This is a genomic window from Sphingomonas sp. Ag1, assembly GCF_000980895.1.
Classification (GTDB): domain Bacteria; phylum Pseudomonadota; class Alphaproteobacteria; order Sphingomonadales; family Sphingomonadaceae; genus Sphingomonas; species Sphingomonas panaciterrae.
Map to the genome: position 1 here is coordinate 1 of NZ_LAZX01000068.1, position 26,663 is coordinate 26,663.

Sequence of the window (26,663 nt, forward strand, 5' to 3'; positions counted from 1 at the left end):
ACCGCAGCGCCGGCGAGGCCGGCGACGGCCGAGAAGCCTCCCTGCCATATAGCTAGGATGGAAAGTGGAGCATCGGCGTAGCTCGCCCAATGCGTCGCGACATAGCCGATCCGGGCCGTCACCAGCCCGACGACAATAGCACTGGTCGCGACCATCGACACTCGCGGGAAGCGGAACCGTCCCGCCAGCGCCGTCAAACCGAGGAACACGGCGACGCACAGAACCGCCAATCCGCGATCGACCGCCATCATCAGCGGCCCGATGGCAATTGCGCTGCCCATCACAGAAACGCGCCTGCGCTCTTCCAGAGCATATAGGCTGCGACCACGAAGATCAGCATTGCGAAAACCGTGGTGAGCGTACTGCCCGTGCCCAGACGCTTAGCGATCCGCGTGCCGATCAACCCGCCGATAACTCCACCGCCGATGAAGGCGAAGGCGAGCGGCCAATCCACAAGCCCGGAGAACGCGTAGTTGGCAGCGGTCGTTAGCCCGAACGCGGTGACGGCGATCAGCGACGTGCCGACGGCGTTGAGGATCGGCATGCCCGTCGATCCAATCAGTCCGGGAACGATCAGGAAGCCACCACCGATGCCAAAGAAGCCTGAAAACAGTCCGGTGCCGAGGCCATAACCCAGCACCTTGGGCGCCTTCTCCCGGTTGCATTCTGCACCGGGATTACCAGCGTCACCCCGCCCGCGCAGCATCACAACGCCGACGACGATCATGACGAGCGCGAATAGAAAGAGGAGCTTGCCGCCATCGACGGCCTTGCCCGCGGTGGATCCGAGTAGCGCACCGATGACGCCGGCAGTCGCATACATGCCGCCGCACCGCCATTTTACGGTATGAGCCTTGGCATGACCGATCAGACCGGTCGCGGCATTGGCCGCCACGGCAAACGCGCTCGTACCGATGGCGAGGTGCGCGTCGGGAACGCGCACCAGATACACCATGAGCGGCACGGCGAGGATCGAGCCACCGCCACCGACGAGCCCGAGGGTGAATCCGACCAGGCTGCCGGACAAGGCGCCAAGCAGATACTGGATTGGTTCGAGGATCATGCCGCCTTGCCGATCTCGTGTGGAGCGGCCATCCACTCACGGCCTTTCAGCATGCCCTGCCAGTAGATCGGGGGCAGCATCCGCTCTTTCAGGAACCACGCGGTGCGCGTCGGACGCGTTCCGTCCAGCAGCCAGGATGGGAAGCTGGGCAGCAGCTTTCCGCCATAGCCGAACTCGGCGAGGACGATCTTACCGCGTTCGACCGTGAGCGGGCATGAGCCGTAACCATTATAATCGGCAACGGGGGGTCTGCCGTCGAGCGCGGCCAGCGCGTTGACTGCGACCACGGGCGCCTGGACGCGAGCAGCAGCGGCGGTCTTGGCGTTGCTGGTGCCAGCGGCATCGCCAAGGCCAAAGATGTTTTCAAATCGCTTGTGCCGCAGCGTAGTCTCGTCGACCTCGACGAAGCCGCTCGCAGCCGCAAGCGGGCTATTTGCGACGACCGCATGTGACACCTGAGGTGGCACGACATGGAGCATATCGAACTCACGTTCGATCCGCTCGGAGACGCCGTCCTGCTTGCGCTCGAACGTGGCGACGCGGCGATCGGCGTCGACCGCGACCAGGTTGGACTCAAGTCTGAGATCGATACCGTACTTCTCGACATATTCCATCAGCGCCGGGACGTAGGTCGGGACCCCGAACAGGGCTGCGCCGGCATTATGGAACTCGACGTCGATAGCTGGGAGAACGCCGCTATCCCGCCAGATGTCGCAGGAGAGATACATCGCTTTCTGCGGTGCGCCGGCGCACTTGATCGGCATGGGTGGCTGCGAGAACAGCGCCCGCCCCTGCCGCAATTCCTTGACGAGCTGGTAGGTGTAGGGTGCCAGATCGTAGCGATAGTTGGAGGTGACGCCGTTGCGGCCGAGAGCCTCAGGCAGCCCTTCGATCTTCTCCCACGCCAGGCGCAGCCCGGGCGCGACGACCAGAACGCGATAGGTCAATGTGTCACCGTCTTCGAGCTCGACCGTGTTACGGTCGGGGTCGATGGCAACGGCGGGCAACCGTACCCACTTAACGCCCTTTGGCATTATGTCGGATTCGGCCTTGCGCGTCTGTTCGGGAGTGAAGACGCCGGCCCCCACCATCGTCCAGCCGGGCTGGTAATAATGGTCGGTCGCCGGATCGACGACCGCGATCGTCACTTTGGCGTTGCGCTTCAGAATGCTGGAAGCGGTCGCGATGCCGGCGGCACCGCCCCCGATGATGACGATGTCGTAGGTCATTGATCAGCCCTTTCGGAACGGCGCTTCAGCGCAGGCGTGAGATCGGCAAGGTCGTACCCGGCTGCCTTTGCTTGGTCGACGATCGTCGCCGGGTCGGCGCGATCGGCCTCGGCCAACGCCCACAAGGTCGCCGCGCGCGTCCCGCTACGGCAGAAGCCGAGCGTCGGCTGTGGCAGCGTGGCTAGCGCCTCCTTCATGCGATCCGCATCGGCGTCAGTCGCCTTGCCCGGTACGATAGGGACATGGGCAAACGCGAGACCGTGGTCGCCTGCCATTCGGGCCATTTCTTCCGCGCTTGGCTGGCCCGCCTCCTCGCCGTCCGGGCGGCTTGAGATGATCGAGCGATATCCTGCCTTCGCGGCAGCGGCGAGGTCGTCTTGCGTCAGCTGGGGGGCGGCAGAGAAGGACGAGGTGATCTGCTTGAAAGCCATGTGATGTCTCCTGTCTGATCAGGCCGAACGGCGGGAAGTGAATGCAAAGCGGTGGACGGCAACGCCGAGGGCCATTGCAGCGATGAAGACCAGTGCCGGCAGAGGCTGGATCGCCAGTGCGGCAATGGCGGGACCTGGGCACAATCCGACGATGCCCCAGCCTATGCCGAACAAGGCCGCACCGCCGATGAGGCGCCGGTCGATCGGCGAGGTGGCGGGCGTGTGGAATTGTTCGGCCGCGATCGGGGTCGAGCGACGCCGCACGACGAACCAGGCTATCGCCATCGGCAGGATCGCGCCTGCCATGACGAACGCCAAGGTCGGGTCCCACGCGCCGGTGACATCGAGGAACGCGCGCACCCGCGCCGGATCGATCATTCCGGAGATGGCAAGGCCGGCGCCGAACAGCGTCCCGCTAGCGAGTGAAATGAGGTTCTGGCGCATCACAGTATCACCCCGGACAGACGCATGATCGTGACCGTGACGACGCCGGTCGCCATGAACGTGACGGTCGCGGCGATGGACCGGGGCGACAGGCGGGACAGGCCGCATACGCCGTGACCACTGGTGCACCCGGACCCAAGCCGCGTTCCGATACCGACGACCAGACCGGCGACGGCAATCAGCGAAAGCGATGCCGGAAAGCTGGCTTTCACGCCCAAACTGGCCGCAGCAATACCCGCGCCCAAGGGCAGACCCGCGGTAAAGAGCAGCGCGAGGGCCCATGGTGGACCTCCATCGGTAAGACCCAAAACTCTTGCGAACATGCCGCTGACACCGGCGATGCGCCCGTTGCCCAGCAGCATGATCGCCGCGGCGACACCGATCATCAGCCCGCCGATGAAGCCTTCGAGCGGCATGGCATGGGGAAAGCCTGGCATCACAGCGCATCCAGCGGAATTTTGAGGTAGCGGGTGCCGTTGGCTTCCGGCTCCGGCAGATGACCACCGCGCATGTTCACCTGGATCGAGGGCAGGATGAGCTTCGGCATCGACAAGGTGGCGTCGCGACTGGTCCGCATCGCGACGAAGTCGTCTTCGCTGACCCCTTCGTGGACATGCACGTTGCCGACACGCTGTGCGCCTACAGTCGTCTCCCAGACATATTGGTCGCGACCCACCGCCTTGTAGTCGTGGCAGAGGAACAGGCGCGTCTCGTCCGGCAGCTGCATGAGCCGGCGGATCGAGCGGAATAGCTGGCGTGCGTCGCCACCAGGGAAGTCTGCCCGCGCGGTGCCGTAATCGGGCATGAAGAGCGTATCGCCGGTGAAGACCGCGTCCCCAATCGCATAGGCCATGTCCGCCGGCGTATGGCCGGGCACGTGCAGCGCAATGGCGTCGATGTTGCCGATGGCAAAGCGGTCGCCGTCCTCGAACAGCCGGTCGAACTCGGAACCGTTGCGCTCAAAATCGGTGCCGGCGTTGAAGATTTTGCCGAACACGTTCTGAACCCGGATGATCTCACGACCGATCGCGAGCTGCCCGCCAAGCGCCTGCTGAAGATAAGGTGCCGCAGACAGGTGATCGGCATGAGCATGGGTTTCCAGCAGCCAATCGACCGTCAGTCCCTGATCCCGCACGTAAGCGATCACTGCGTCCGCCGACGCGGTTTTGGTCCGGCCAGCCGCGGCGTCAAAATCGAGGACGCTGTCGACGATCGCAGCCTTTTTCGTCGCCACGTCCCAAACGACGTAGGTCGCTGTGTTGGTAGGCTCATCAAAGAAGGACTGAACGACCGGCGATCCGGCCGCTTTTGCGCGTCTGATCTGGGCGTTGGCTTCGCTCAAAACCGGGTCCATGACCATCTCCATTTAAACAAACTCATGGTTTATGTAGCTGTGTAAGCGTATTGCGTCAACGGGGTGTTCGTGCCATTTGGGAGGAATGGAAATGATGGAAGCGAACATGCCGCGCTCGCTGCGCATCGGGGATGCAGCCCCGAACTTCACCGCCCGCACCACTCAGGGCGAGATTGCGCTCGATCAGTATCGTGGGCGCTGGATTGTGTTTTTCTCGCACCCTGCTGACTTCACGCCGGTTTGCACGAGCGAGTTTGTGGCCTTGGCTAAAGCGGCCCCTCAATTCGAGGAGCTGGATTGCGTATTGTTGGGGCTGTCGGTCGACAGCCTCTACTCTCATGTCGCCTGGCTTCGCGCGATCCACGACGTTTTTGATGTCGAGGTGCCGTTTCCGGTGATCGAGGATCCGTCGATGGCGGTTGGGTATGCCTACGGCATGCTCGACGAGCAGGCTGGCGATGCCTCAACGGTACGTGCAACCTACTTCATCGATCCCAAAGGCATTATCCGCGCACTCAGCTGGTATCCGATGAATGTCGGGCGCTCGGTCGACGAGATGCTTCGCACGGTCAGGGCGTTGCAGCGTTCGGCCGATGGCGAGGCCTATACGCCCGCTGACTGGCAGCCGGGCGACGACGTGCTCCTGCCTCCCGCTTTGCCGGGGAACGCAGGCGCCGACTGGTTTCACCAGACGAAGGCTGACCGGTGATGGCGATCTACCAGTCCCGCGCGCTTGCCGACGTTGCAGTCGAGAAGCTGCGCGTGTTCGCGCAGCCGCAGCGCCTTATGATCCTGTCCTATCTGCTGGGTGGCGAACGGCAGGTGGCGGACATCGAGGCGGCCACGGGCGTGACCCAACCAGCGCTCAGTCAGCAGCTTGCCGAGCTGCGGCGCGCCGATCTGGTGAAGACCAGGCGTGAGGCGAAGCAGGTTCACTACCGTCTTGCCGACGATGCAGCCGCACTGTGTGTGCGAACCCTGGAGGCGATGTTCGGAGCCGACGATCTGTCGGCTCCCCAAACGGCCCCGGCCCCCCGCCCAGTGCGACCGCGCGAGACGCCGTCCGTGGTTCGACCGCAAAACATCGGTGCGGCCGTTTTTGCGAGAGTTGGCTGATCATTTCGGCTGAAGAAGGAAAAAGCGGATGCGTATGCCAATCATTGCTCTTGCAGGATGCTTGTCACTCATGAGCAGCGTCAGTGCTTCAGCCGGCGTGCCTAGGCAGGCGGTGATACCGGGATATGGCGCGATCACACCCGTCGAAGGTGCTGCGGAACGGCCCGATCGCAAGTTGCGCTATCGCGTGCTGTTCAATGTGACCAAGGCCGCGGCAACGCCGGATAAAATCAATCCATCGCTGGAGAAGGTCGCCCGCTTTTTGAACCTGCTGGGCAACGATGGCGTTCGTCCAGAACAAGGCGATGTCGTCGTGATCGTCCACGGTCCGGCGACGCCCATCGTTACCGAAGATCGCGCCTATGCGACAAAGACGGGAGTAGCTGCGAACCCCAACCTTGCCTTAATTGAGGCGTTGAAAAAGGCGGGTGTATCCGTTCGGGTATGCAGCCAAGCTCTTATCGGAAACGGGATCGACCCCGCTACGGTAGGAAAGAGTGTCGAAACTGACGTGTCTGCGCTGACGACTATGGCGACTTTGCAACTGCGTGGTTGGGCACTGATCCCCGACTGATCACGCCGACACGTTTACTGTTTCGCCGTTCTAGTCCGTAACGCTGCTGGTGTCATAACCGGTCGGTTGTGACACCAAAGTTGGGATTGGCTAGGCCCGATAGCGCAGAGCGTCGACCACCACCCTCATCGCCGGCGAGAGCTGACGCCGACTGGGATAGTAAAGGTGATAGCCCGGAAAAGGCGGGCACCAGTCGGCGAGCACGCGGACGAGTTCCCCAGTGTCCAGATGGGGTCGCGCGTGATCCTCCAACAGGTAGGCAATCCCGGCTCCCCCGAGCGCGCCCTGGCGCAGGAGCGCGATAGTGTTGACCACGAGTTGGCCCTCAACACGGACGTTAAGCGCGCGACCGTCCTTCTCGAACTCCCATACGGCAAGGCCGCCGTGGGTCGGAAAACGCTGGTTCAGGCAGTTATGCCCCGCCAGGTCGTGCGGCGTCTCCGGCAGTTCCTTCCCAGCAAAGTAGGCGGGCGAGGCGACGACCGCCATGCGCATGTCCGGCCCGATACGCACCGCTACCATATCCTGCGCGACCGTCTCCCCGAGGCGCACGCCAGCATCGAAGCGTTCCGCGGCAACGTCGACGAAGCCGGTGTTGACGCTGATCTCCACATGGAGGTCGGGATAATCGGGCAGGAGCTTGGCGACGGTCGGAAGCAGGATCGTTTCGGCCTGATGATCGCCGGTAGTGATGCGGACCGTGCCCGCGGGTTTGTCGCGAAGCTCGCTCAAACCCTCTAGTTCAGCGCGGATGCCGTCAAAGTGGGGTCCGACCGCGCGCAACAGGCGCTCGCCCGCCTCTGTCGCGGATACGCTGCGGGTCGTTCGAGCCAGCAGACGGACGCCCAATTTTTCCTCCAGCTTGCGAACCCGGTGACTAAGCGCGGACAGCGAGACGCCGAGTTGCGCCGCCGCGCGCGTGAAGCTGCGCTCCCGGGCGACCGCCAGAAAGGCGTCCACATCAGCGAGTGTTTCGCGCGCCACTGTTGAATTCCGATCAAGACCGATTGCACCTTTAAACGTCTAATTGGAACAAACAGCAGCGCCTAGATAGAGGTTCAGGCAATCGAGGAAGACACATGGCAATCCAAGACGAGAGCTTCGCGGGCAAGGTGGCCTTCATCACCGGCGGCGGTAGCGGCATCGGCCGCGTGACGGCGCGGGCCTTCGCGCGGAAGGGTGCGGCTGTGGTCGTGGCGGACATCGGGCGGGAGAACGCCGAGGAAACCGCGCGTCAGATCGAGCAGGCGGGTGGCCGCGCGCTGGCCGTCGTCTGCAATGCCTCGCGCGAGGAGGACGTGGAGGCCGCGATCGCGCGGACGGTGGACGCCTTCGGCCGGCTCGACTTCGCGTTCAACAATGCCGGCGTCGAGCAGCATACCAAGCCGCTGATCGAGGTGGCCGTGGACGAGTGGGACCGCGTGCTCACCGTCAACCTGCGTGGCGTGTTCCTATGCATGAAGCACCAGCTTCCGGTCATGCTGCGTCAGGGCAGCGGCGTGATCGTGAACACGTCGTCGGGCGCGGGTGTGAAAGGCATTCCCGGCCAGGGCGCCTATGCCGCGTCCAAGTTCGGGGTGATCGGGCTCACCAAGTCGGCGGCGCTCGACTACGCGGCGCAGAATATCCGGGTGAACGCGATCTGTCCCGGCATCATCGAGACGCCGATGATGGACCGATTCAGCGGCGGCACCGAGGAGGGCCGCGCCAAGGTGATCGAGCAGGAGCCGATCGGCCGCATGGGCAGGCCGGAGGAGATCGCATCCGGCGTGCTATGGATGTGCTCGGAACCCGCGGCCTTCATGACGGGACACGCCCTAGTGATGGACGGGGGACAGACCGTTTGACCTAATCGGACTAGGTGTCACAACCGGACGGTTTTGACACCAGCACCCTGACCTAGCATTTCCAACGGTTTGCAGGTGTCAAAACCCTATGTCAGAATGCAGGTATGGAAATCGGCTACGCCCGCGTGTCCCGAGGCGACTCCCAGGACATAGACCCGCAGCTTCGCGCGCTCCGCGATGCCGGGTGCGATCCCATCTACCAGGAGGAGGCATCGGGCGGCCGAGCTGACCGCCCCGAGCTGGCGCGCGCGATCGGCGCGTTGAAGGCTGGCGACGTGTTCGTGGTATGGAAGCTCGACCGGCTATCGCGCTCGCTTCGCGACCTTCTGTTCACCCTTGAGGCGATCACCGCCGCAGGCGCAGGATTCCGATCGGTGACTGAGGCGATCGACACCACCACCGCGCCCGGCCGATTGATGACGCAGATGCTAGGCGCGTTCGCCGAGTTCGAGCGCGCCATGATCCGCGAGCGAACCATGAACGGGCTGGCGCACGCGCGTAAAGCAGGCCGGCATCTTGGACGCCGGCCGAGCCTTACCGATCAGCAGCGCGCCGAGATCATCGCCAAGGCGGAATCCGGCCAAGGCTCCCCTGCCCAGCTCGCCAGCCTCTTCCGCGTATCCCGCTCCACCGTGCAGCGCGTGTTGCGCGAGCACCGCGCCCGCCAAGCAGTTGACTGATACGCTGACCCCAGCGGCTCGATCGGAGCGCATGCGCCAAGTGCGGGGGAAAGACACCCGTCCGGAAATGGTGGTGCGTCGATTGGCGCATCGGCTCGGTTATCGCTTTCGCCTGCATCGGCGCGACTTGCCCGGCAGCCCGGACCTCGTGTTTCCGGCCCGGCGAGCGGTGATTTTCGTGCATGGATGTTTCTGGCATCAGCACGATTGCCCGCGCGGCGCGCGACGACCGGCGAGCAACGCCAGCTATTGGCATCCCAAGCTGGCGAGGAATGTCGAACGGGATCGGGAAGCGCGGCAGCGCCTTGAGAGCCAAGGCTGGCGAACCTTGGTGATATGGGAATGCGAGATGCGGAGCGCCGACGAGCTATCCCGCCGCCTGACCGATTTTCTTGGCGGTTAGGCCCGGCGGATAGCCGCCATGTCCGATACCTTCTGGACGGCGCCGGCGCGCCGGACCGTGGTGCGCCGCATCAGGTCGGTGCCGGCTTGCATCACCTCGAAATCGACGTGATTGAGCTCGGCATCGTATCCTTTGAAGCAGCGGTGGAAGGCTGAAAGCAGCTCAACGGCATCGATTGGCTGGGCTGAGACGGAGGGGCTGGCGAGGGACGGCACGGTGCTGGGAAACAGATAGATGCAGGCGGGCGGAACCCGGAAAGGGCCAATGTCGGTGAGCCTCGATCCGTCTTCGCCAGCCACCTTGGGGCATGGACGCTCGATCGTGCCGCACACCATGTCCCAGACGATCAGCCCATCCACCCGCTGATTGCGTGAGATCACCTCGGCGCTGAGGCGAGTGTGGATCCCCGACCAGGCATTGCGCCGTGGATCGGCGCCAAGGTTGGTGCAGATGCTCCAGATCACGAACTCATCGGCATCGGCCGGGCGCTCGAATATGTTGGTGTTGTTGCCGTCCAGGCAGCCTTTCAGGTCAATGACGGCTCTGCGCCCGCTTGGGAGCCGGACGGCATAATCGTTGCGGCTGGAGTCCTCCGTCAGGTCCCATCCTGCGATGAAGCCTTCATCCTCCATGTGGTTCAGGACGTGCTGAACGAACTCGCGCTTGGCGCGCATCGTCGCGGAGAACTGCCCCCTCACCCGCTCGACCGCGCCCCGGAAGAGGCCCGAATTGTAGAAGTCGCGTTCGTCCAGGCCATGATCGCCGAGGCGGTGCGCCTCGGTCTTCAAGACCTCCGCGAACCGCTCGATTTGCGCGCGCAGATCGCTGTTCTGCTCGCAGGGGATGACGCTCATGCAGCCGCCCGTTCGGCCGCCTCCGCCATGCCGAGCAAGGGTTCCAAGATATGATGGGCCAAGTGCCGAACCACCGGCACCGCCACCCCGTCTCCGGTGAGGTGATAAGCTTCATTGTAGTTGCGGGGCAGCTTGTAGTCGTCCTCCAGGCCCATCAGGCGGGCCGTCTCACGCGCGGAGATCAGCCTCGATCGGACCTTGGCGCCGTCGATGACGACGATGACCTGCCGACTGGACCCGCCTGCGGGCGTTCGCAGGCAGCCCGAAATGTCATCGAAACGCACTTCCGCGCGCTGCACCTTCACGCCCTTTTCGTTGAGCCGCGTGCGCTTGTAGACGCCGCCCACCACGCGATGCCCGGCCCGCTTGGCCGCGTTCACCTTGGCGAGGTTGAGCGGCGACATCATGCCTAGGAGTTGCTGGGTTTCGGCCGGCGTGTGCCACGGCACACTCGATGGGTTCTCCTCGATCATGTCGGCGAACGTCGTATTGCGGCGGTTCGGCGTCGGCATGTTCCACCACAGCATTGCCTCGCGCAACGCCGCCGGCAGCCGTTCTACGGCGCTTTGCAGCCCGCGAGTGTGGAAGGGCTCAATGGGACCAGGCGCGAGCAATGCCGGATCGACCTGCACGTCGCCATGAACGCCGATCACGAACAGCCGAGGACGGGATTGCGGGAGGAACAGGGCCGCATTGATGACGAGGGCGCCGCAGCGATAACCAGCGTCGGCGAAGGTCTGGCAGATCGCCTCGAAATCCTTGCCCCCATGCGAAGTCAGCGTCCCGCAGACATTCTCGAGCGCGATCAGTTGGGGCGCGCGATCGTCCGCGATCAGCCCCCTGATCACGTCCCAGAACGGGTAGAAGGTTCCAGACCTCTCGCCGCGTAAGCCGGCGCCGCCGCCTGCGAGCGACAGGTCCTGGCAGGGGAACGACCCCCAGACCAGATCAGCGACGCCGGGCAAATCCGCAGCGGTGATTTGCTTCACGTCGCCAACCTTCAGCTCGCCTCCCGTCCCCCAGTTGGCTTGGTAGGTGAGCCCCTTCTTATGATCGAAGTCGTTGGCGAACAGGCAGGTCCAACCCGCTCCCAGCCCGGCGCGGGCCATGCCGCCTCCGGCGAAGAACTCATAAAACTCAGCCATTGGCGACCCGACCTTCCTCACGGCGGTCATTGGCGCCCGTCTCGCGCGCCAGCTTCTCCGCGATGGCTTCGGTGATCCAGGTGTTGCGCGAGACGTTGCCGGGACGGCCGGCGCGCGCAGCGTCGATCAGCGCGAACGTCTCAGCAGAGAGACGCAGGTTTATGCGATCAAGGTCGCGCACCGTGGCGGGCTTGAAGTTCGTGGTCATGGCGCCATTGTGGCGCCACAATCATCTTCTGTCTAGTATGTTCTGCGTCTGTTCTAAAAAATGAGCAAGCCCCCTACTCTTCTCCAGGATCAGACTCGCCCGTCAGGCCCAGCAGCTCGGCATGGTAGCTCGCCAGTCGATTGAAGTGAGCATCCATAGCCCGAGCTACTTGGGGTGAGTTTTTCACCGCCAGGAAATGGCCGACGATCTGAGTGTAGTGGCCTGCCTGGCGCGGAAGCCGCTGCACCGGATCGATCTTGTCGGCGATCTCCTCATCCGACATGACCTGAATCACCTGGGCTGGCTCCGGCACCGGCGCGCCTTCCGGAGGAGCCGCAGGAATCGACCCGTTCATCAGTTGAGACTTTGGGTTGAAGTGGTGGAACAGCACGCCTTCCAGCGGCGTGATCTCTTCCTTCGTTTCCACTGGATAGGCGAGCACCCAAGCGATTTCCCAAACGTCGATCTGACGATTGGCAATAATGTCGGAGCGGGCGGAAGTCAGATGCCGCGCAACGCGGCTGCGAATGCCATCTTTGGACTGGCCAACGTAGATCGGCACTTGGTCCAGATCGCAAAGGACGTAGACGCCAATCTGGTTGGTAAGGGTGCGGACCGCCTTCTTCCTGAATGTAAAATCGATCGCCACCGCTTACTCCGCCTGAATATCTAGCGGCACGATAGCCTTGGTAAGTTGCAGGCGCCAAGTCGGCGCGTCCTTCTGGACCGCGCTCTATCTCCGCTTCGCTCCGACCGAGCCGCCGATCGGCGTCTCGTCCCACACGGGTGACGATCGCTCGCGCGAGGGACGGGCGCGCCCGTCCAGGGTGGCGCCGGCGACGCCGGCGGCGTTGCATTTGATCGGAGGGAAAGTGGGGCGCCGCCCCCCTCTCCCAGCAACGGCAATCAGCCGGACCGTGGCTCGGCTACGCCTGCGCCCGCACCACACCGGCAGATTCCCGCTGCCCCCTCACCCCCCGCTGTTCGCCACGAGGCAGAGCCGATGGCCAAGGCCATCGCCCCGAGGGCAATTTGAAGGGAGCAGGACATGGAGCAGGATAATCGCGAAAGCTGGCTGAACCGGGTGTGCCCGGTCGACGGCCACGGACCCATGCGCCACGATGCGCTCGACAGCGACGATGAGGCGGCGGGCTAATCTAGATCGCAAAAGTCAGGCTAACGGCAGGTGGCGGAACTCCAATGGGTTGTGCCATCCTTCCAATCTGCATAATATCACACCAACAAGATTGAAGGTGTGCACACGTGCAAATAATCACACTAGCAGCTCAAAAGGGCGGGGTTGGAAAAACCACGTTGGCCGTCAATCTGGCGGTTGCTGCCCAATCCATCGGTATCAAGACCGCGCTGTTCGACCTCGACCCGCAGGAGAGCGCCACAGCATGGAGTGAGCGCCGTGAGGCCGAACTGCCGCATGTCGAGCCGATCAGCGCCCGGCGGCTGGATCAGGCGATCGATGCCGCCGGAGCAAATGGCTTTGCGCTCACCATCATCGACACACCACCTGCCGCTGGCGCTGAAGCCGTTGCCGCCGCGCAACGCGCCGACCTTGTTCTGATTCCGTGCCGCCCTTCCCTCATCGATTTGGACGCGATCAAACGCACCGCCCAGCTCATCAGCAGCACCGGCAAGAGCGGCTATGTCGTGCTCAATGCTGCACCCCCGACGGCCACGGCGCTGTTGGAAGATGCCCGGACCTTGGTTGAGGCCTCGGGGCTGAAAGTCGCACGCGCGGTGCTGCGCGAGCGCAGCGTCTATCGCGCAGCATGGCCTTACGGGCTTGGCGTCATCGAGCATGAGCCGGCGGGAAAAGCCGCTCAGGAGATTGCATCCCTGCGTGAGTTCCTGTTTGAAGTCTTGCAGGACTGCACACCTGCAAATGTGAAGGTTTGATATGGCACGTCGTTCATCTCTTCTCGCGCCGGCGATCCCGGAGAAGCCAGCGCAAGACGCTGCGGCGGAGGCGCGGCCTTCCCCCGCACCGGAACAGCCGGCAGCACGATCCGGCGGGCGACGACCCGGCAAGTATCATCTCGGAGCCTATTTCGATCCGGCAGACCCGACTGCGGAGGCCTTCCGAGTGTTGGCAGCGCGGACGCGGCGCAGCCATCAGGACTTGCTGGCCGAAGCGATTGCCGAGTTGGTGGCCAAGTATGACGCTAAGCAGCAGTTTGGCCGGTGATGATGTGCAATATTGCACACTTGCAAGCGTGCAAGGTTGAAACGTGAAGAAGCGGCAGGACCCTAATCCGGAGTTCGATCTCTTTCTGCCGATCATGGGCGACCTTCCGCTCAAGGATCAGCGGGAGACGATGGAACGACCATTCTTCTCCTTGCAGAAGCGCAAGCGGGTCAAGCCGATCGAATATACCAGCCCCGATGGGGCGACCTGGGTGAAGATCGAAGCGATCCCGGCTTATGGCATGGCGACGATCTGGGATGCCGATATCATCATCTGGGCCACCTCGACGCTGAACCGAATGCGTGAGCAGGGGATCAACGACCTTCCGAGGACGCTCAATACAACATCTTACGACCTTTTGCGGGCGATCAAGCGCGACACCAGCGGGAGGGCCTACCAGGAGCTGCAAGCGGCCCTCCAGCGACTACAAACCACTTCCATCTCTACGTCCATCCGCGCGCCCAAGCGGCGCAGCAAGGCAGGCTTCAACTGGCTGGATAAATGGACCTTGGAGGTGGACCCCGACACTGACCAGCCCCGTGGTTTGACCATCACTCTGTCTGATTGGGTCTATGAAGGCATCATGGCGGAGCGCTCGCTGCTCACCATGCACCCCGACTATTTCCTGCTCTCCGGAGGACTGGAGCGAGCACTTTACCGCATCGCCCGCAAGCACGCCGGCAACCAGCGAGGCGGGTGGACGTGCCGGGTTGAGGTGTTGCGCGACAAGACCGGTAGCGACAGCAAGCCCAAAGAGTTCAACCGGATGCTGCGCAAGATCATCGAGGCAAACCAGCTTCCTGATTACGCGGTGGAAATGGCTACGACCGTAGATGGCAGCCCGGCCGTGACGTTTCGGTTGAGAGGGGAGGCGGAGGCCTTGGCGCTGTCCGAGCAACTCCAGGCCGAGCAGGAACGGCGTGCTCGCTTGGAGGCCGATCGCCGGAGAACCTCCGAGGTTGATGACCTCATGGACCGGCTTGCACGCCGCTCCTGACTATCGTGGTTTCACACACCGCAGCTTTGGACGGGCGGCCAACGAGACCTGGATGATGAGTCAAAAGCCGCCCCGAGAAGGGAAATATGGAGCCACTTACTATCGTGGGATCACACACCTTCCGTTCGTGGTTTCACACACCCTGCTATCGTGGGATCACACACCGAATCACGTGGTTTCACCCACCGGGTGATGTGGCAAGTGATTGTACCGAAAGCGATATTTCCGCTTTTCCACAGGCTTAACTTGTTTAACAATTCCTATTTAACAGAATCTCTTAACGTCAGGACGCACCCAGAGCCGTGACCTGAGAAGAGCAATGCGGAACTGGCCTACCGGCCAATGCGCCTTCGTTCCGTGACGGCGATAGCCGTCACCAGAGCGGCCTAACGGCCGCAGGGCTTCCGGAAGAAGCCAAGCGAAACTGGCGATGTGTACCTTCAGCGTCCCGCCGGCGGAGAGGGCGGCGAAGGCGATACCCCAAAGCTCACCCTTCGATCTTCCAGAACGGGTGTGTGCGATCACGCCGGATCGAACAGGCCGGCGAACTCGCGCTGGTCATAGTAGCGGACCTTGCTGGCCCAGAGCGGGCGTTCGCCCTGGCGCAGCAACAGGAGCGTGTCGGCCGGCATCCGCATGATTTCGTCGGGCGTGACGAGCCGCCGCGCCGTGACATGCGTGCTGACGCTTTCCGAGGGACCGGCGCGATTATCGCCCCAGCCAGTGCCGCGCGACGTGCTGAGGGTCGCATATTCCAACGTCGTGTCTCCAATCGTGCGCGAGAGCATGTCGGCGGTGGCGTGATCGTTGACCCCGAACGTCTGGATCACGCCGGCATTGGACAGGAAGGTGCCGGCGCGCTCGTCATAGAGGGCGCGGAGCTGGTGCATGTCCTGAAGGATCGGCCAGAGCTGGAGGCCATAGCCGGCCATCAGCCCCATCGCGCGCTCCACCGGCTCCAGTCGGCCGAGTGCGGCGAACTCATCGAGCAGGAACAGCACGGGGCTTGTCGGCCGGGCAGGGGAGCGGGCCATGTCGGTGACGGCCTGTGCGACCAGCAGCCGCAGCCAGCGAGCATAGGTATCGAGCCGGTCGGGTGGCAGGCACAGGAACACGGTCCCGGGCCGCTCCTTCAGGTCCGCGAAGCGGAAATCGGAGGCGGACGTGCTTTCGACCAGGCGCGGGCTGTCGAGAAAGTGGGTGTGCCGCTGCGCTGACGACAGCACGCCGGCCGCTTCGCGATCGGACTTGCCGAGGTGACGGTTGGCGGCGCGCGCGATCAGCCCGTGCGCGCCGGTGCTCGCCTGCATGTCCGCCAGCAGCTCGGCGAAGGCGGCGGGATCGCGGGTGAGCTTGTCGCGCACGGTGGCGAGCGTGGCGCTGGCAGGGGGCTCATGGACGACGGTGTGCAGGATGATGCCGGCGATCAGCGCCTTGGCTTCCTCGTTCCAGTGCGCCTCGCCCGATTGCCCAGGCGCGTCATGGACCAGCGCGTCGGCGATCGTCTGCGCATCTTCCGCGAGGTCCGGGCTTGTCGGGTCGAGCTGCGCCAGGGGGTTGTAGCGGGCCGCAGGACGCCCGGAGACGCCGAAGGGGTCCAGGCACCACACAAGGCCCTTCCTCGCCCTCGCACGGGCCGTGACGCGGGCATTCTCGCCCTTGGGGTCAATGCAGACCACCGAGCGGTCGAGCAGGAGCAGATTGGGGATGATCGTGCCGACGCCCTTGCCGGAGCGGGTGGGTGCAATCGTCAGCAGGTGCGCCGCGCCGTCATAGCGGAGCAGCTTGCCGGATTCCTTGGCACGGCCAATCAGGAGATCTCCATTCGCCTCCAGCTTGCGTACGTCGGCGCGGTCGCCAAAGCGGGCCGAGCCCAGCAGCTCGTTCCTGCGATTGCCGGCGCGGCTGTTGATCCACCAGGTGGCGCCGATCAGCCCGACCAGGACCAAGAACGACACGGTGCCGGAAATCTGCCCGACGCCGAAGATGCCTTCCAGCCACCGCGCCGTCGTATAGGCGGCGACGAACGCGACGACGATCGCGAGCCGCCAGCTGATCGGCCGACGCCCGCCGATGAGCGGCCCCGCCATCAGCAGACCCGTTCCAGCGGTGTGATCGCCAGTGCCGGATCGGCATCGGGGTGGCCGAGCAGCTTGAGGACGATTTGCGTGGCGAGGGCAGGGGGCACCGCCTCGTCGCGCAGCATGTCGAACAGCAGGTGCTCGTCCGTCTCCAGCGCCATGCCCTCAATCGCGAGGTTGGCGCGCGAGTCCACGTCGTCCTCACGCCACATTGCGGCTTCAGCGGGCGTGCCGCGCACGTAATCCAGCGCGTGGACTTCCGCCCGGATCGCATCAATGTCGAGAGCGGTCATGTCGCCTCCATCAGGGCACATCGGCCATGTTAGCCGCCACGTCCGCCATCGAGCGTGCAAAGCCTCGCAGGGTGGCGACGTGGCGCGAGAAGGTCGCGCGATCCAGCACGATGGCATCGCCAAGTGCGGGCAATTTCTGCGCTGGGGTAGAAGCTGCCGCTAACCGGTTCAGGGCTCTCTGATTGAAAACCGGGATACCGTGGGCGCAGAGGTTCCGGACGGTGACCGCCTCAACCACGCCGCGGCGGCCACCCTTGAAGCTGGACCAACCCCGGCCGCCAAGTTTCAGGATTGTCGCGCCCCAGGCCTCAACCGGCGTTGCGGTGATCCAATGCTCGGCGGCCTGATCAATCGAGCTTGCCGGATCAAGGCCGGCAAACGACGTGCGCTGCACCCCCTTCTTGATGTGCAGCGTCTCGACCAACTCGCGTCCCAGGTCTTCGACCAAGGCGACGTAGGACGGAAACAGCACCCGGTAGAGCTGTTGCTCGTCGTTGAGCACGCCAGTGAAGTCGGCCAGATCGCATTTGAAGTTGGAGCCCGCCGGATCGGTCATCACCAGCGGTGCCGTGGACGTGATTGGGAAGCCGTTCACATAGGTTCGATAGGATGACAGCGCCATTTCGCAGGCGAAGCGAAAGCGGGTCAGGTCCCGCCATCGATCCCACATGCCATAACGAACCCAAGCCATCCCGCCCCACCCCTATGTTGTTGTCTCGGCTTCCGCGTCGAACGCACGTTTGCCGCGTCGCTTCCACAGCGCGAGCGTGTCGCCGGCATCGTCGCCGCGAGCGCGGCCGACCAGCTCCAGCAGCGCGCCGTAAATGGTTGCGCGATCGTCGTCGGCGAGTTCGACTAGGCCGGCTTTCTGGACGAGGCCGCCCAGCTCGATCAGGTGGCGGGTACGTTCGCGGCGTTGCACGATCCAGCCTCGCGTATCGTTACGACGCCGCGCCGCTTCCAGACGCTGGATCAGGGCCCGGTTGCGCGTTCCCGCCGTCGCTGTTCCCGCCAGCAGTCCGGCCACCTTTGCGCCTGCGCCGCTGAAAGAAAGCGGAGCCTTTCGTGCGCCACGCCTCCTTCGCTTCTGTATCCTTGGACGCGAGGGCATCGAGCAGCGCGCCGGCGAGCGTTTCTATGTCGAGCGCATCGGCACCGGTTGCGGTGACGAGCTGGCCGAGCTGTTCGATGCGGCGCGCCTTGATTGTGCGCGCGCGCTCCTCCAGCGCCTTCAGTTCCGCGTCATAGTCGCGCACCTTACGCATAGTGCTTTCTCCCTTCCGCGTCGGACTCACCGCAGCCTAGCAAACAGGAGCAGGCAGGCAACCCACAACGAAGCGCACACCAGTCAGTCAGCAGGAGCGGAGCGGATGATGAATGCGCGCTTATACATCGTTGCCGACGTGCGCTAAGAAGTGCATCATGGCAGTCGCGATGGCGATCTATCATTTCAGCGCCAAGGTTATCAGCCGTGCTAAGGGCTCCAGCGCCGTCGCGTCCGCTGCCTATCGCTCGGCATCGCGGCTGTTCGATGAGAAGCTGAATCGCCATCACGACTTCTCGAGCAAGGCTGGGGTGATCCACTCCGAAGTGCTGTTGCCACGAGGCGCGCCGGAGCGTTTAAACGACCGCACCGCGCTGTGGAACGAGGTGGAGGCAGGCGAGAAGCGCAAGGATGCGCAGCTTGCCCGCGAGGTGGAGTTCTCGATTCCGCGCGAGATGAATGAGAGGCAGGGCGTCCAGCTCGCCCGCGATTTCGTGAAAACACAGTTTGTTGATCGCGGGATGGTCGCAGACCTGAACGTACATTGGGACAAGGCAAAGGACGGCACGCCCAAGCCGCACGCGCATGTGATGATGACGATGCGGGACGTGGGACCGGACGGCTTCGGGAAGAAGAACCGCGACTGGAACAGCACCGAGCTGTTGAAGGACTGGCGCGAAGCGTGGAGCGCCCACGTCAACGAGCGCATGGCCGAGCTGGGGCTGGAGGGCCGGATCGATCACCGTTCCTATGAGGCGCAGGGGATCGGGCTGGAGCCGCAGCACAAGATCGGACCCGCAGCATCGCGCCGGCCGGAGCAGGGGCTTGAGGCGGAGCGGATCGAGGATCACGCGCGCATCGCACGGGAGAACGGCGAGCGGATCATCGCCAATCCTAATGTCGCGCTGGACGCCATCACGCGGCAGCAGGCCACGTTCACGACGCGCGACCTTGCGACGTTCGCGTTCCGGCACAGCGACTGCAAGGAGCAGTTCGACCAGGTGATGGGGGCGGTTCGGGGATCGCCCGAGCTGGTCGCATTGGGGAAGGACGGACGCAACCAGGAGCGGTTCACGTCCCGCGACATGATCGCGACCGAAGCACGGCTTGAGCGTGCTGGAGACGAGCTGGCGGCGCGGAGGGATCATGGTCTCCCGGCCGCGATGCTCAACAGAGCGAGCGCCGCTGCCGGGAGTGAAGGACTCGTGCTCGGAGACGAGCAGCGAGCCGCGCTGGAGCATATAACCGGGCCAAGCGGCATCGCCAATGTGATCGGCTATGCCGGCACCGGCAAATCCGCCATGTTGGGCGTCGCGCGCGATGGATGGGAGCAGGCGGGCTACACCGTGCGCGGCGCGGCGCTGTCCGGCATTGCGGCCGAAAATCTGGAGGGTGGATCGGGCATAGCCTCACGCACCATTGCCAGCCTTGAACATGCGTGGGGGCAGGGGCGCGAGCAGCTAGGCCCCAGGGACGTGCTGGTGGTGGACGAGGCCGGCATGATCGGCTCGCGCCAGATGGAGCGCGTGTTGAGCCAGGCGCGCGACGCCGGGGCCAAGGTCGTCATGGTGGGCGACCCCGAGCAGTTGCAGGCGATCGAGGCGGGCGCGGCGTTCCGCAGCGTCACCGAGCGGCACGGCGCGGCCGAGATCACCGAGATCAGGCGGCAGCGTGAGGACTGGCAGCGCGACGCCACGCGCGCGCTGGCGACCGGGCGCACCGGCGAGGCGATCCACGCCTATGACGGCAAGGGCATGGTCCACGCGGCCGACACGCGCGAGCAGGCGCGGGCCGAGCTGGTGGACGGTTGGGATCGCGCGCGCCAAGCTGAACCGGGCAATAGCCGGATCATCCTCACCCACACCAACGCCGAGGTGCAGAGCCTCAATGGCGAGGCGCGCGACCGGTTGCGCGCATCCGGCGACCTTGGCGACGACGTGACGGTGAAAGCCGAACGCGGCGAGCGCCAGTTCGCGACCGGCGACCGCATCATGTTCCTGCGCAACGAGCGCGGCATGGGGGTCAAGAACGGCACGCTCGCCACGATCGAGCGGGTATCGCCCGAGGGCATGGCGGTGCGCCTCGATGACGGGCGTGGGGTCGCGTTCGACACCAAGGACTATGCGCATGTCGATCATGGCTATGCGGCGACGTTCCACAAATCGCAGGGCGTCACGGTCGATCGCGCCCATGTTCTCGCCACCCCCGGCATGGACCGCCACAGCACCTATGTCGGCATGACCCGGCACCGCGATAGCGCGCAGCTCCATTATGGCCGCGATGACTTCACCGATCAGCGCCAGCTCGTCCGCACCCTGTCGCGTGAGCGCGGCAAGGACATGGCGGCAGACTATGCGCGGCCAGAGCAGGACCAGGTTCGCGCGTTCGCCGACCGGCGCGAGATCCGGTTCCCGGAACTCGCGCGCCAGGTGGTGGCGAAGGTCCGCGACAAGGCTAGGGGCATGTTCGACGGATTCCGGCCGAAGCCGGCGACCGAGAAGGCGACATCGCCGGAGCATGTCGCGACCGATCGGCCCCCGGCAACCTCGCAGGCGCGGGCGATCGAACGCTATGGGCGCGCCGCAGCGGATATAGGCAGGATGCGAAACAAGGGTTTGCCGGTGCTGGCGCACCAAGAACAGGCGCTGGCAAAGGCCGGCGACGCGCTCGACCAGACCCGGCCCCATGCCGCGCGCGACCTTGCAAGCGCGATCGAGCGCGACCCCAGGCTCGCGCGCGATGCGGCCGAGGGCAACACGGGCGGCGCGGCGAAGGCGATGGAGACGGAGCGCCAGGTCCGCACCGACCCGGAGAAACGCGCGGGCCGGTTCGTGGAGCAATGGCAGGGCATGAAGGAGGCGCGGGCCAGCATGGAGCGTGCCGGCGACCGCGCAGGCGCGGAAAGGCTCGGCAAGCGCATGGAGAGCATCGCGGGCGGGTTGCATCGCGATCCGCAGCTCGAATCCGCACTCCGTCGTCGCGCGCCCGAGCTGGCGTTGAACATGGAGCGCAGCCGGTCGATCGGGCAGGAGCTGGCGCAGTCGGTCAGCATCGGCCGCGACCGTGATCGTGGCATGAGCCGGTAAGGGGGACAGGTGGCGGACGAGGACGACAGCCAAGGAGCAGACGCGGCCGAGGCGTTCGAGGCATTGCGAGTCGATGTGCGCGGCGAGCTGGCGTTGTTGCGCCGCGCCGTGGAGGGCTTGGCGGTCGAGCGCGGCGGACAAGACATGCCCGACTACACCGAGACGCTGGGGCGGATACAGCAGGGCGTGGACGCCACGGCCGACCGGATCGCGGTCATCAACGACGTGATCGCCCGGAGTCCGGCGCTGGCGATGACGCCCGAGCAGATGGCGCAGCGCATCGCGGCAGCAGGCAACGCCGCCCGGCGCGAGGATCAGGCGGCGCTCGCCAAGGCGGGCGAGGACAAGGCCCGTGTCATGGCCGAGCTTCGCACCCTCGCCGGGTCCGCATGGACGCGGGCCGAGCAGAAGAACCGGCAGCTATGGTTCGGGTTGGGCGGGCTGGCACTCGGCATCCTCGCATGGGCGACTCTGCCCGGCCTTGTCGCGCGCGAGATCGCGCCGGCGAGTTGGCAATGGCCCGAGCGCATGGCAGCGCGGACGCTCGACCGCCCGATGTGGGATGCGGGGCAGCAGATGATGAACATTGCCGCTCCTGAAAACTGGCGGGCAATCGTCGCTGGCGACAAGGTCGTGACCGCGAATCGAGAGGTGATCGAGCGATGCCGCAAAGCGGCCACAGCAGCGAAGCCAACGCGATGCACAATCGTGATCGAGGCGGAGCGCCCCCAGCTTCGCGGGAGATAGGCATGATCGACAAAGCGAAAGAGATTGCCACCGCGACCAACCTGATGAGGATGGCGCTGGCATTGCTCGACAAAGCGGGAGAGGGAGCGAGCGCCGCAGCCTGCCATCTTCAGGGCGCGATCGACGCCACTGCCGGTGCGCAGCCGATGCAGGACGGCAACGCACTGACCCCGGAAAAGGAAGCCGTTCTTGATCGGCTCACTCGCGACCGACCGTCAGGCGAATAACATACCGCGTGGGCAGAACCCCGCACGATTAGATGCATGGCAGGCGGCGGCTTAAACCGCCGCCCACCAGCTCAGTAATTGTAGCTCGATCCGTAATAGCCATAGACTTGGCGGCCATAGTCGCGATCGAACGTCGGCTCATTGCCGCTGCTGTAGCGCGGCCCGCCTTCGAGCTGTTCCTTTGTCAAATTGACGACATAGCCGCCCTTGTCGGTATCGTAGGTGAGCTGATCCCAGGGAAGCGGGTGATAGTCGTCGCCCATGCCCAGGAACCCGCCGAACGACATGACGGCATATTCGGCCTTGCCCGATCGCTTATCGACCATGAAGTTGTAAACCGAGCCGAGCTTGTTGCCCTCGCGGTCATAGACGGCGGTGCCCTCGACCTTGTTGGAGGCGATCAGACGATCGGTTTCGTCGGTTTCCACGTTGTTGTCAGCCATGCAAATTCTCCTTCCTTGGCCAGAACGAAGGAGCCCGGCAGGGTATCCGACCGAACGGTTGCAGCCGGACGGATTGCGAACCCGGTGCATCGCTCTTGGGTGTGCCGCTATCTAACTATCCGACGAGCGCCTGCGCCGATCTACGCAACAGAGCCGGTCATGATGTCCTGCCCTCGTCGTTCTTGGTTTCAGCGCGTGCGTCGCGCAGGATTTCGATGCCGCCCTTGATCGCGATGAGGGCGGTCGCGAGCCCGACCAGCAGGTCGGGCCAGTTGCTTCCAAGCCAAAACACCAGCACGCCGGCAATCAGGATGCCCCCGTTCGAGATGAAGTCGTTGAAGCTGAAGGTGGTGGCGGCGCGGAGGTTCACGTCCTTCTGCTTCAGCCGCTGAAGCAGCCGCAGGCAGATGTAGTTCACGACGCCGGCAACCGCCGACATGACCATCATCGTCGGCCCGATCGGTTCGCTGCCCTGTATATAGCGGCGGCCGACGTCGATCAGGATGCCGCCGGCGAAAATCAGCAGCATGACGCCCGACGCGGTCGCGGCGCGCCTCTTCCAGGTCTGCCCGTGGCTGAGCGCTATGAGACTGAGCGCGTACACGGCCGTGTCCGACAGGTTGTCCACGCCGTTCGCGATCAGGGCGCTCGAGTCCGCAAAGAACCCGGCGGCGAAGAAGCCCGCCGCGATGGCGACGTTCAGCAGCAGCACGATCCAGAGCGTGCGTCGTTCGTCCGGTGCTTGACGATCGGTAGCGGCAGCCATCCTATAATCTCCTCGATCGTCAGCAGTGCGAGGGCGCCGACTAAAAACGTTTAATTGGTAGTGGGGTATCGAATCTTCCTGCGGATTGCGAAGTGTCATAGCCGGCATCGGAGTGCGGCTTATGAGGCAAGCTCGCCGACCAACGTCGGGCGCCATCGTTCGGTCTGTCCTTTTTACTCAGGTGCGGTCAAGCTTTCAGCCGATCCTGTAGCTGTAGCGGCTCGCAATGATGATCGCCCGGAACTGCAATATAGGGCGGTTTTCGGCTCGCATTGCGTGAGACGGATCGATGCGGGGAACGCACGCTCCGTGAGACAGAAACCACATTCGGTGCGACCGACGCGCAATGCTGATCCGTTGGCTTACGGACGGCAAAAAGCGGTGGTTAGCGCCCGGGCAGCTTTCCGAGCCGGCATGGTCGAATACCGCCGCCCTCCCTCCGAGGGTCATAACCGTTCGGTTCTGACACTTGAAACAGCAGCTGCCCTAGCGCGGACTGAGCTATGAAGCACCAGGTCCAAACCGGTTCAGAGGCACCTTGAGAAACGCCGTCCCACACTTGTCCGCATCCGGCAGCCGGCCGCCACGTATGTTCACCTGAAGCGCGGCGAGCATCAGGTCGGGTAGTGGGAGCGATGCGTCGCGTTTCTCGCGGGTCGCGACGAACTCGGCTTCGTCGATGCCATCGTGAACATGGATGTTGTCGCGACGCTGATCGGCGACGGTCGAGCGACCAAGTACGTCCCTGCCATCCTTGCCATAGTCATGCCCAACATAGGTTGCGGTTTCGGGTGGCAGATCGAGGATGGCGCGGATCGAGCACCACAGCGAATGAGCATCACCACCCGGGAAGTCCGCTCGGCTTGTGCCACTATCGGGAACCATCAGCGTATCGTGAACGAACGCGGCGTCACCGACGACATAAGTGATCGAGGCAAGCGTATGGCCCGGCGACAGCATGACATGAGCATCGAGCGTGCCGATCCGGAAACGCTCGCCATCCGCAAACAACCGGTCCCACTGGCTGCCGTCGACGGCGAGATCGGGCAGGCAGTAGATGTCCCGCCACAGCTTTTGCACTTCCACGACCTTGTTGCCGATCGCGGTTTTGCCACCGGTCTTGCCGGTGAGGTACGGAACGGCTGAAAAATGATCGGCGTGTGGGTGGGTGTCGAGCACCCATTCGACGGTTAGCCCCTTTTCGCGCACATAGTCGAGGATAAGATCCGCGTTTCGGGTCGCGGTCGCACCAGCGCGCGGGTCAAAATCCAGAACTGGATCGATGATCGCAGCCGTCTTCGTAGTGTCGTCGACGACAACATATTGGAAGCTACCAGTGCGCTCATCATGGAGCGACGCAACGGTCATACCATCGTGCTTATACTCGATCATGTTTTCATCCTCTCGCTCTGTTAGCTTTCTGCCCGCGCCCGCGCGAACAACCGCTCGAAATCACCCGGATCGATCGCGCCCATCACCAGCATGCGTCCGGCAAGAAAGCCCGGGGTGCCGGCCAAGCCGATCGAATAGGCCTCTTGGCCGTTCGCACGCAGGCGCGCCGCGACAGCCTGTGCATGCGAAGCAAGCCACGTCGTTGCGCTCAGCCAGTCACCGCCAGCGCCGATTACGACGTCCCGCAGCATGTCGTCGTCAATCGTACGGTTGTCGGCCATCAGCTGGCGATGGACGACCGGGTAGATGCCCTGTTCGGCACAGCTGAGCGCAACGCTCGCGGCACGTTCAGACGGTGGACCGAAGATCGGCCAATCCTTGTAGATGACCCTAATTTTGCCATCGCGTCGCACGGCCTCTTCCAACGCGGGGAAGGCGTGACGGCAGGCCGGGCAACGATAATCGGTGAAAACGGCAAGCCGCAACGTCGCGTCGGCAGGACCGTGCTCAGGCGAACTGCCGCCTGTCAGGATCAGGTCGGCGGTCGGACCAACGTCACGCCCAATCGGGGCGGTGCGCCGCAGCACCTGTCCGACCGCCCAGCCCCCCACGACTACAGCGCCGAGCCCGACCGCCTGCCTCCGACTGAGTGGCCCCGGCACGCTCAACGCCCTCCGGGCTTGCTGCGCGCCGTGGCGACGAGGCGGCGGAGCGCCGGCAGATCGACCGCGCCGGCCACGACCTGCGAGCCGACGATCAGCGCCGGCGTCCCATTGAACCCGATCGCTTCGGCAATCGCATTGGTGCGTGCGAGCAGCGCATCGATTTCCGCGCCACGCGTCTTCAGGTCACGTTGCAGACGCGGCCAATCCACCTTGGCTTTCACAGCAGCTGCCCTGATACCGGCGCTGTCGAGCCGCGCCGGCGAGGCAAGCAGCGCTCCATGGAAGGCGGCATGCCTGCCCTGCCACTGGCTCGCGACGGCCGCCCGGGACGCCTCACGGGAGGCGGGTCCGAATATTGGCCAATCCCGATACACGATCCGGACCTTCGGGTCGGAGCGAAGCAGCGCGTTCAGCACCGGCTCCATGCGACGGCAATAGGGGCAGTTGTAGTCGAAGAACTCGACAACGGTGACGTCATAGGCGGTGCCGGCCCGCTTGGGGGCTACGGGATCGTCGACGACTGCCTTGCGCGACAAATCAGGCTGCTGCTGCCCGACCGCAGGTGTCATCGGCACGGCGAAAGCAAGCGCGGCTAGAGCGCCGCGAAAGAGAAGGTTGCGGCGGTTCATCGGTGTTTCCTTGCCTTATCAATTCCATCGGCGAGCGCGGCGCGCGACAACTCTCCGAGCTGAAGCTGCACGATCGTGCCATTCGCGGCGACGAAGGCGGTTGCGGGATAGCCGGCGACTTCGAAGGCTCGGGAAAGCCTACGGTCGGGATCAAGCGCGACGTTGCCGGCACCGATGCCTTCGCGGGTAAGGAACTGGGTAACGGTCGCCGGCGCCTCACCCTGATCGGCGAGCAGAATCGGAACCTCTCCACGGCGCGACGCAGCAGCATCGAGCATCGGCAGCTCGCGCCGGCATGGGCCGCACCATGTCGCCCACAGATTGACCACGAAGGGACGACCCCGGAAACGATCAAGCGGGAGCGGAGCGCCGGATGGCGTCGTTAGGGCGAGATGATAGGGAAAGGGGCCGTAGGTCACGGGCGGGATCAGCGCCTGAAGCGTGAACCAGAGGCCGCCAGCTACGGCAAGCGCTGCCCAGCCTATCGCCAGAGCGCGCGTTCGGCCGAGCCGGAACGCCAGCGTT

The 26,663-nt window shown here is 64.3% G+C and carries 35 protein-coding genes; 12 read left to right on the forward strand and 23 right to left on the reverse strand.

The genetic code is table 11. The features are described 5' to 3' along the window. The 7 genes from XM50_RS01690 to XM50_RS01720 form a co-directional block, all read right to left on the reverse strand. Nucleotides 1-281: prolipoprotein diacylglyceryl transferase family protein (locus XM50_RS01690; protein ID WP_046406872.1), on the reverse strand; the 281-nt coding region annotated here is incomplete at its 3' end. Then, nucleotides 281-1,063, reverse strand: coding sequence for a sulfite exporter TauE/SafE family protein (locus tag XM50_RS01695; protein WP_008830452.1), 783 nt, complete (start codon nt 1,061-1,063; stop codon nt 281-283). The genes XM50_RS01690 and XM50_RS01695, both read right to left, overlap by 1 nt. Next, nucleotides 1,060-2,292 (reverse strand): NAD(P)/FAD-dependent oxidoreductase, encoded by a 1,233-nt coding sequence (locus XM50_RS01700; protein ID WP_008830451.1) that lies wholly within the window; start codon nt 2,290-2,292, stop codon nt 1,060-1,062. Before XM50_RS01700 ends, XM50_RS01695 begins: the two co-directional genes overlap by 4 nt. Beyond that, nucleotides 2,289-2,723: a TIGR01244 family sulfur transferase gene (locus tag XM50_RS01705; protein WP_046406874.1), complete on the reverse strand. Its 435-nt coding sequence runs from the start codon at nt 2,721-2,723 to the stop codon at nt 2,289-2,291. The genes XM50_RS01700 and XM50_RS01705 overlap by 4 nt, the downstream gene beginning before the upstream one ends. A gap of 18 nt (nt 2,724-2,741) precedes the next feature. After that, nucleotides 2,742-3,167, reverse strand: coding sequence for a DUF6691 family protein (locus XM50_RS01710; RefSeq protein WP_008830449.1), 426 nt, complete (start codon nt 3,165-3,167; stop codon nt 2,742-2,744). Further along, nucleotides 3,167-3,604, reverse strand: coding sequence for a YeeE/YedE family protein (locus XM50_RS01715; protein ID WP_008830448.1), 438 nt, complete (start codon nt 3,602-3,604; stop codon nt 3,167-3,169). The genes XM50_RS01710 and XM50_RS01715 overlap by 1 nt, the downstream gene beginning before the upstream one ends. Then, nucleotides 3,604-4,533 (reverse strand): MBL fold metallo-hydrolase, encoded by a 930-nt coding sequence (locus XM50_RS01720; protein WP_008830447.1) that lies wholly within the window; start codon nt 4,531-4,533, stop codon nt 3,604-3,606. The genes XM50_RS01715 and XM50_RS01720 overlap by 1 nt, the downstream gene beginning before the upstream one ends. 73 nt (nt 4,534-4,606) lie before the next feature. Between XM50_RS01720 and XM50_RS01725 the strand changes: the two genes are divergently transcribed. The 3 genes from XM50_RS01725 to XM50_RS19380 are packed head-to-tail and all read left to right on the forward strand — an operon-like array spanning nt 4,607 to nt 6,211. Further along, nucleotides 4,607-5,230, forward strand: a complete 624-nt coding sequence (locus XM50_RS01725) for a peroxiredoxin (protein ID WP_037519507.1) — start codon at nt 4,607-4,609, stop codon at nt 5,228-5,230. Beyond that, on the forward strand, nt 5,230-5,637 hold the full coding sequence (locus XM50_RS01730) for an ArsR/SmtB family transcription factor (protein WP_008830445.1): 408 nt from the start codon (nt 5,230-5,232) through the stop codon (nt 5,635-5,637). Before XM50_RS01725 ends, XM50_RS01730 begins: the two co-directional genes overlap by 1 nt. Nucleotides 5,638-5,665: 28 nt before the next feature. Beyond that, on the forward strand, nt 5,666-6,211 hold the full coding sequence (locus XM50_RS19380) for a DsrE family protein (RefSeq protein WP_122129152.1): 546 nt from the start codon (nt 5,666-5,668) through the stop codon (nt 6,209-6,211). 90 nt (nt 6,212-6,301) lie between these two features. Here the strand turns inward: XM50_RS19380 and XM50_RS01740 are convergent, their stop codons facing one another. Then, complete coding sequence (locus XM50_RS01740) at nt 6,302-7,195, reverse strand: LysR family transcriptional regulator (protein WP_046406879.1); 894 nt, start codon at nt 7,193-7,195, stop codon at nt 6,302-6,304. 95 nt (nt 7,196-7,290) lie between these two features. On the opposite strand from XM50_RS01740, the gene XM50_RS01745 reads away from it, so the two are divergent. The 3 genes from XM50_RS01745 (at nt 7,291) to XM50_RS01755 (ending at nt 9,141) form a co-directional block, all read left to right on the forward strand. Next, nucleotides 7,291-8,058, forward strand: a complete 768-nt coding sequence (locus XM50_RS01745) for an SDR family oxidoreductase (protein WP_046406880.1) — start codon at nt 7,291-7,293, stop codon at nt 8,056-8,058. 104 nt (nt 8,059-8,162) lie between these two features. Continuing rightward, nucleotides 8,163-8,738 carry a recombinase family protein gene (locus XM50_RS01750; protein WP_046406881.1) on the forward strand — a complete coding sequence of 192 codons (576 nt, stop codon included), beginning with the start codon at nt 8,163-8,165 and terminating at the stop codon, nt 8,736-8,738. A gap of 31 nt (nt 8,739-8,769) precedes the next feature. Continuing rightward, nucleotides 8,770-9,141: a very short patch repair endonuclease gene (locus XM50_RS01755; RefSeq protein ID WP_046406882.1), complete on the forward strand. Its 372-nt coding sequence runs from the start codon at nt 8,770-8,772 to the stop codon at nt 9,139-9,141. Here XM50_RS01755 and XM50_RS01760 read toward each other — a convergent pair. From XM50_RS01760 to XM50_RS01775, 4 genes are all read right to left on the reverse strand, one after another. Next, the gene (locus tag XM50_RS01760) at nt 9,138-9,995 is read right to left on the reverse strand and encodes a hypothetical protein (RefSeq protein ID WP_046406883.1); all 858 of its coding nucleotides are present in this window, start codon (nt 9,993-9,995) and stop codon (nt 9,138-9,140) included. The genes XM50_RS01755 and XM50_RS01760 overlap by 4 nt on opposite strands. Next, the gene (locus XM50_RS01765) at nt 9,992-11,140 is read right to left on the reverse strand and encodes a DNA cytosine methyltransferase (protein WP_037474980.1); all 1,149 of its coding nucleotides are present in this window, start codon (nt 11,138-11,140) and stop codon (nt 9,992-9,994) included. The genes XM50_RS01760 and XM50_RS01765 overlap by 4 nt, the downstream gene beginning before the upstream one ends. Then, nucleotides 11,133-11,348, reverse strand: a complete 216-nt coding sequence (locus XM50_RS01770; RefSeq protein WP_046406885.1) for a hypothetical protein — start codon at nt 11,346-11,348, stop codon at nt 11,133-11,135. The genes XM50_RS01765 and XM50_RS01770 overlap by 8 nt, the downstream gene beginning before the upstream one ends. A 73-nt stretch (nt 11,349-11,421) precedes the next feature. Further along, nucleotides 11,422-11,997 (reverse strand): GIY-YIG nuclease family protein, encoded by a 576-nt coding sequence (locus XM50_RS01775; protein ID WP_037474984.1) that lies wholly within the window; start codon nt 11,995-11,997, stop codon nt 11,422-11,424. A gap of 614 nt (nt 11,998-12,611) precedes the next feature. On the opposite strand from XM50_RS01775, the gene XM50_RS01780 reads away from it, so the two are divergent. The 3 genes from XM50_RS01780 to XM50_RS01785 are packed head-to-tail and all read left to right on the forward strand — an operon-like array spanning nt 12,612 to nt 14,545. Continuing rightward, complete coding sequence (locus tag XM50_RS01780) at nt 12,612-13,259, forward strand: ParA family protein (protein WP_046406887.1); 648 nt, start codon at nt 12,612-12,614, stop codon at nt 13,257-13,259. A 1-nt stretch (nt 13,260) separates the two neighbouring features. Continuing rightward, nucleotides 13,261-13,548, forward strand: a complete 288-nt coding sequence (locus XM50_RS21105) for a ribbon-helix-helix domain-containing protein (RefSeq protein WP_132470352.1) — start codon at nt 13,261-13,263, stop codon at nt 13,546-13,548. Between the two features lie 43 nt (nt 13,549-13,591). Next, nucleotides 13,592-14,545, forward strand: coding sequence for a replication initiator protein A (locus XM50_RS01785; protein WP_037474991.1), 954 nt, complete (start codon nt 13,592-13,594; stop codon nt 14,543-14,545). Between the two features lie 521 nt (nt 14,546-15,066). On the opposite strand, the gene XM50_RS01790 is transcribed toward XM50_RS01785, so the two are convergent. From XM50_RS01790 to traD, 5 genes are read right to left on the reverse strand one after another with little or no spacing between them, the layout of a single operon-like run. After that, nucleotides 15,067-16,635, reverse strand: coding sequence for a type IV secretory system conjugative DNA transfer family protein (locus XM50_RS01790; protein ID WP_046406889.1), 1,569 nt, complete (start codon nt 16,633-16,635; stop codon nt 15,067-15,069). Then, a complete protein-coding gene (locus tag XM50_RS01795) occupies nt 16,635-16,919 on the reverse strand; it encodes a hypothetical protein (RefSeq protein WP_046406890.1) in 285 nt (94 codons plus the stop codon). Before XM50_RS01795 ends, XM50_RS01790 begins: the two co-directional genes overlap by 1 nt. Nucleotides 16,920-16,929: 10 nt before the next feature. Next, entirely contained in the window at nt 16,930-17,589 is a 660-nt protein-coding gene (locus XM50_RS01800) for a hypothetical protein (RefSeq protein ID WP_046406892.1), read from the reverse strand. 33 nt (nt 17,590-17,622) lie between these two features. Continuing rightward, complete coding sequence (locus XM50_RS01805) at nt 17,623-17,841, reverse strand: conjugal transfer protein TraD (RefSeq protein WP_046406893.1); 219 nt, start codon at nt 17,839-17,841, stop codon at nt 17,623-17,625. A gap of 19 nt (nt 17,842-17,860) precedes the next feature. Beyond that, the gene (gene traD / locus XM50_RS01810) at nt 17,861-18,184 is read right to left on the reverse strand and encodes a conjugal transfer protein TraD (protein WP_046406894.1); all 324 of its coding nucleotides are present in this window, start codon (nt 18,182-18,184) and stop codon (nt 17,861-17,863) included. Between the two features lie 169 nt (nt 18,185-18,353). On the opposite strand from traD, the gene traA reads away from it, so the two are divergent. Genes traA through XM50_RS01825 form a run of 3 tightly spaced genes read left to right on the forward strand, consistent with a single transcriptional unit; the run spans nt 18,354 to nt 22,243 of the window. Continuing rightward, a complete protein-coding gene (traA, locus tag XM50_RS01815; protein ID WP_046406905.1) occupies nt 18,354-21,269 on the forward strand; it encodes a Ti-type conjugative transfer relaxase TraA in 2,916 nt (971 codons plus the stop codon). 9 nt (nt 21,270-21,278) lie between these two features. Further along, nucleotides 21,279-22,016 carry a DUF6118 family protein gene (locus tag XM50_RS01820; protein ID WP_046406895.1) on the forward strand — a complete coding sequence of 246 codons (738 nt, stop codon included), beginning with the start codon at nt 21,279-21,281 and terminating at the stop codon, nt 22,014-22,016. Nucleotides 22,017-22,018: 2 nt separating this feature from the next. Further along, the gene (locus XM50_RS01825) at nt 22,019-22,243 is read left to right on the forward strand and encodes a hypothetical protein (RefSeq protein WP_046406897.1); all 225 of its coding nucleotides are present in this window, start codon (nt 22,019-22,021) and stop codon (nt 22,241-22,243) included. A 71-nt stretch (nt 22,244-22,314) separates the two neighbouring features. Here XM50_RS01825 and XM50_RS01830 read toward each other — a convergent pair whose 3' ends face one another. The 6 genes from XM50_RS01830 to XM50_RS01855 all read right to left on the reverse strand — a co-directional run. Next, a complete protein-coding gene (locus XM50_RS01830) occupies nt 22,315-22,686 on the reverse strand; it encodes a PRC-barrel domain-containing protein (RefSeq protein ID WP_046406899.1) in 372 nt (123 codons plus the stop codon). 157 nt (nt 22,687-22,843) lie between these two features. Further along, nucleotides 22,844-23,452 (reverse strand): cation transporter, encoded by a 609-nt coding sequence (locus XM50_RS01835; protein WP_046406900.1) that lies wholly within the window; start codon nt 23,450-23,452, stop codon nt 22,844-22,846. A 501-nt stretch (nt 23,453-23,953) separates the two neighbouring features. Next, complete coding sequence (locus tag XM50_RS01840; RefSeq protein WP_008830456.1) at nt 23,954-24,844, reverse strand: MBL fold metallo-hydrolase; 891 nt, start codon at nt 24,842-24,844, stop codon at nt 23,954-23,956. Between the two features lie 20 nt (nt 24,845-24,864). After that, nucleotides 24,865-25,506: a DsbA family protein gene (locus XM50_RS01845; RefSeq protein ID WP_037519512.1), complete on the reverse strand. Its 642-nt coding sequence runs from the start codon at nt 25,504-25,506 to the stop codon at nt 24,865-24,867. A 2-nt stretch (nt 25,507-25,508) separates the two neighbouring features. Then, complete coding sequence (locus XM50_RS01850) at nt 25,509-26,138, reverse strand: DsbA family protein (protein WP_008830454.1); 630 nt, start codon at nt 26,136-26,138, stop codon at nt 25,509-25,511. Beyond that, a partial coding sequence (locus XM50_RS01855) for a TlpA family protein disulfide reductase (protein WP_046406903.1) occupies nt 26,135-26,663 on the reverse strand: 529 nt, incomplete at its 5' end. The genes XM50_RS01850 and XM50_RS01855, both read right to left, overlap by 4 nt.